Raw genomic sequence first — 4,426 nt, 5'->3', positions numbered from 1 at the left:
CCAGCTCCGACAAGCGGGCCGCCTCGTTGACCGGATCACCGATCACGGTGTACTCGAACCGTTCCCGGGCACCCACATTCCCCGCGACCGCTCGTCCGGCGGCGACCCCGATGCCGGCTCGGCACTCCGGAACCTCGGTGACGATGCGGCGAGAGATCTCGCGGGCGGCGCGCAGGGCGGATCCTGCGGCGTCGGCCGCGGCGATGGGTGCGCCGAATATGGCCAGCGCCGCGTCGCCCTCGAACTTGTTGACGAAACCGCCGGCGCGGTGCACCTCGTCGACGACGACCTCGAAGAACCGGTTCAGCAGAGCGACGACCTCGGCTGGTGGTCGGCTCGCGGCCATCGCAGTGGAACCGATGATGTCGACGAACAGCACTGCGACATCCCGCTCCTCTCCGCCGAGGACGTCGGCATTGGCGAGTGCGGCCGCTGCGACGTCCCGTCCCACGTGCCGGCCGAAAACGTCTCGTAGTCGTTCACGTTCGGTCAGTCCTTCGGCCATCCGGTTGAACCCGGCCTGCAGTTCGCCGAGCGCGGTGCCGTCGTACACCACGACCCTCGTCTCCAGGTCGCCCCGCTCGATCCGGGTCATCCCGGCCCGCACGGATTCGATGGGTGCGATGCTCGCCCGGACGCTGAGCCACATCAGCAGGGCACCGACGACGAGCGCGATCGTGCCGATCGTCAGGGTCGTCACGGCGAACCGGGTCGGAGTGACAGGCCGGATGAAGCTGAACACCGCGACCAGCAGGAGCCCGACGATGGGGACACCGCTGCCGAGCGCCCACGCGAGCATGAAGCGACCTCCGGCGCTTGCTCGCCGTCGTCGTACGGGCGCACCCGCCTCCAGTGCGCGGGCCGCGATCGGGCGCAACGCGAATTCCCCGAACAGGTAGACGAAGCCGCACACGGTCAGTCCGGCCAGCGCGATCGTCAGGGAGACCTTGGGGATCGTCGACGCGTCGATGATGCCGAAGCACACCGTGAACAGGACGAATCCGATGAACCAGAGCGTGCCCTGCTGAACGGTGAGGCGCCACGGCAGGCGCAGCGCGTCCCGCTTCTGTGCGTCGGTCGGGGGCCGGTCGTCGAGTGCCCAGCGCAGCTGCTCGAGGCCGAGCCGGGTGCCGCGGACCGTCCCGACGACCATTGCAACGAGTACGTAGACGGGCGCGATCACGGCGACCACGACGACGAACTCGCCGGTCAGTACCGACGGTCCGGGGACCACCACATTGATCAGCACTGCCGCGATGACCGCACCGAGAAAGTGCGTGCCGAGCAGTGAGAGGGTGAGCAGAGTCTGGATTCGGATGCGTTGCCGCCGAACCGGTTCGGCGGGCTCGCCGAGGATTGCGGAACCGAGTGGAGCGGTGCTTGCACGGCGTACGGGCATAGTTGTTCGAGAGTAGTCCGTTGGGGCGATGTCCGGGGGATCCACTAGGGTGGCAGGAGTGCGCCTAGTGATTGCCCGTTGCCGAGTCGACTACATCGGACGCCTGACGGCACACCTGCCGACGGCGCGACGCCTGCTGCTCGTCAAGGCCGACGGGTCGGTGAGTGTTCATGCCGACGACCGTGCCTACAAGCCGCTGAACTGGATGAGCCCGCCGTGCTGGATGGCCGAGGAGCCGGCCGAGGAGGCGGAGGCCGTGTGGGTGGTCACCAACAAGGCCGGTGAGCAACTACGCATCACGCTCGAGGAGATCGAGCACGATTCGAGCCACGAACTCGGCGTCGACCCGGGCCTGATCAAGGACGGTGTGGAAGCGCACCTGCAGGAATTGCTCGCCGAGCACGTCCAGACCCTGGGCGCCGGATACACGCTCATCCGCCGGGAGTATCCGACGGCCATCGGCCCCGTCGATCTGTTGTGCCGCGACGCGGATGGGGCAACGGTCGCGGTCGAGATCAAGCGTCGAGGTGAGATCGACGGTGTCGAACAGCTCACCCGCTATCTCGAACTGCTCAACCGGGATCCGCTGCTGGCGCCGGTGAGCGGTGTGTTCGCGGCGCAGCAGATCAAGCCGCAGGCCAAGACTCTCGCGACCGACCGGGGCATCCGATGCTTCGTCCTCGACTACGAGGCGTTGCGCGGAACCGAGAGCACCGAGTTCCGGTTGTTCTGATCGTGCCGCGCCGCAACCGAGCCCAGCCGCCGCGACATCGCGGGCAGCATCCGCACGCGTCTGCCACCGTCCGCACCGAGTACGGGCCCGCGGGCGCCGATTCGGAACGGTTCACCGTGCGCACGGTGCCAGGGTCCCGAGCGACCAAGCCGTATCGATGCCCGGGATGCGACCACGAGATCGCTCCGGGCACCCCTCACGTCGTGGCCTGGTCGGCCGATGGGCTCGGCGGCGCGGACGACCGCCGGCACTGGCACACCGGATGCTGGTCGGGCCGTGCCACACGTAGCCCGACGCGACGCTGGTCGTAGTCGCCGGCCACGGGGGCCCGCCGGGTCGGTTGTGAACCGGCCCCGACATCGAACTCGAATGGGACGGCGCGGTGCTTTGTTCGCCCTGGTGCCCTAAGGTCGCACCTGCACCGTGCATCCGAACGCACGGGTGGACTGGGTCGGTGGCGGCGTCGATATTCGGCCGCCCGGGGGCGGCCGGAGTCGTCTCGGCCCGACCTGCCGGAAGATCTCCGCGGCGTTCGAACCCCCGTCGGGGGTGGGTTCGAACGCCGCGGTTTGCTCAGTTGCGTGCCTTGCTGGCGACCGCGGGTGAGCGGTCACGACGATCGCCCACCTGTGCCTGCGCTCGCTCGGCTCCGTCGCGCGATGTGCCCCGATCTCCGGGCGCCTCGGGTACGGGATCGGTGGCCGCGTCCGAATCGGTGCCGTTTCCGTCGTCGATGCGATCGTCCTGCGTGGACAGCCCGTCGCGGTCGAGCAGCTCGCCTTCCCGCGTGACCGCGGCGAGCATCGACGGCACCCCGTCGAGCTGCTCGCGCACCCCGTCGAGCTGGGTGAGGATCCGGCTGCGCAGCACGCGCAGTTCCTCGGTGAGGTCGCGGGCGTTGGAGATCTTGCGCTCGGACTGTTCGGTCGCGAGGGAAACGCGGCGGGCGGCTTCCTGGGTCGCCTGCTCGACGCGCCGGTCGGCCTCGGCCTTGCTGGTGCGCTCGAGCTCGTCCAGCGCACCGAGCAGCTTGGACCGACGCTCGCCCATCGTGATCTCGAAGTCCTGCTGAACCTGCGCGCGCTTCGCCTCGGCCTGCGCGGCGAGGCGGTCGCGTTCCGCCTCGGCGGCGGCGATGATGCGATTCGCCTCGGCCCGCGCAGCAGCCATCGTCTCGGCATGTTCCTCTTCGAACGCGATACGCCGCCGCTCGAGTTCGGCGATCTTCGCTTCGTAGTCACCGCGCAGGCGGATGCCTTCCTGTTCGGCGAGCGAGATCATCTCCGCCGATTCGGCTTCCGCGCGTGCCCGAAGTTCGGATGCCTCGTCCGACGCCAGCCGGAGCATCCGGGAAATGCGATCGCTCATCCCCTCCGCGGTCGTCGGAGGCACCGACAACCGATCGACATCCCTGCGCAGCTCGTCGATCTCGTTGCGCGCGTTCTCGAGCTGGCGGGACAGGTCGCGGGCCTGGGCGGCCGCGGCATCCCGATCGGTCGCGGTCACCCGCAGCTCGGCCTCGAACCGCGCGAAGTAGTTGGTCACCTCGTCGCGGTCGAAGCCCTTGCGCACGATGGAAAACGGAAGTTGGCTGGGGGTGCGATCGCGATCGAAGACCATGGCGTCAATCTACCTGGTCAGTGAGGTTCGGGCGGCGGGCGATCCCGCGTTGTGATAAGTGCCGCGCCGAGATGTCAGTGGTGACCGTCGGCGGCCGGCTCGACGAGCTCGACGAGCACGCCACCGGCGTCCTTCGGATGCAGGAAATTGATGCGCGAATCGGCGGTTCCGCGGCGTGGTGCGTCGTACAGCAACCGGACGCCCTGCTCGCGCAGAAGCGTCGAGATCGCATCGAGATCGGTGACACGGTAGGCCAGCTGCTGAAGGCCGGGGCCGCTGCGGTCGAGGAACTTCGCGATCGTCGAGTTCTCGTTCAGCGGTGCGAGAAGCTGGATCGCGGTGGAACCCTCCGGGGAGCCGGGCACGGACAGCATCGCCTCGCGCACGCCCTGCTCCTCGTTGAGCTCCTCGTGGGTGGAGACCAGGCCGAGGTTCTCGGCGTACCAGACGAGGGCGGCGTCGAGGTCGGGAACAGCGACCCCGACGTGATCGATGGCGGTGACGAGACCGGAGGCCAGCACGGTACCCGTCGCGGAGGAATGGGAGGACGACTCAGTCATGTTCTAGACGGTAGCGCTAACGTTAGATCAGTTCACGCCGGGAGGTCGCTTCCGGCACAACCCCAGGAACGAGCAAGTTGCTGTTCCTCGACACCTCGGAGGAATTCCTCGTGA

Annotated in this window: 5 protein-coding genes; 2 read left to right on the top strand and 3 right to left on the bottom strand. The window is 68.4% G+C overall.

What is annotated here, in order from left to right; genetic code table 11:
- The coding region (locus RZ1_RS29055) for an adenylate/guanylate cyclase domain-containing protein (RefSeq protein ID WP_072816370.1) at positions 1-1,399 on the bottom strand (1,399 nt) is incomplete at its 3' end.
- A gap of 58 nt (positions 1,400-1,457) precedes the next feature.
- Between RZ1_RS29055 and nucS the strand changes: the two genes are divergently transcribed.
- Both nucS and RZ1_RS31585 read left to right on the top strand, forming a co-directional pair.
- Positions 1,458-2,132 (top strand): endonuclease NucS, encoded by a 675-nt coding sequence (gene nucS / locus RZ1_RS29050; protein ID WP_072816368.1) that lies wholly within the window; start codon positions 1,458-1,460, stop codon positions 2,130-2,132.
- Between the two features lie 2 nt (positions 2,133-2,134).
- Positions 2,135-2,443 carry an Rv1322 family protein gene (locus RZ1_RS31585; RefSeq protein ID WP_072816366.1) on the top strand — a complete coding sequence of 103 codons (309 nt, stop codon included), beginning with the start codon at positions 2,135-2,137 and terminating at the stop codon, positions 2,441-2,443.
- Positions 2,444-2,705: 262 nt separating this feature from the next.
- Here RZ1_RS31585 and RZ1_RS29040 read toward each other — a convergent pair whose 3' ends face one another.
- Positions 2,706-3,752, bottom strand: a complete 1,047-nt coding sequence (locus tag RZ1_RS29040; RefSeq protein WP_072816364.1) for a coiled-coil domain-containing protein — start codon at positions 3,750-3,752, stop codon at positions 2,706-2,708.
- Between the two features lie 74 nt (positions 3,753-3,826).
- Complete coding sequence (gene mce, locus RZ1_RS29035) at positions 3,827-4,312, bottom strand: methylmalonyl-CoA epimerase (RefSeq protein WP_072816362.1); 486 nt, start codon at positions 4,310-4,312, stop codon at positions 3,827-3,829.
- Positions 4,313-4,426 lie beyond the last annotated feature (114 nt).

Origin of the sequence: Rhodococcus zopfii NBRC 100606 = JCM 9919, assembly GCF_001895025.1 — a bacterium.
In the GTDB taxonomy this organism is placed as follows: domain Bacteria; phylum Actinomycetota; class Actinomycetes; order Mycobacteriales; family Mycobacteriaceae; genus Rhodococcus; species Rhodococcus zopfii.
The sequence above is the reverse complement of the archived record's forward strand: the minus strand, read 5'-3'. Positions and strand labels throughout refer to the sequence as shown.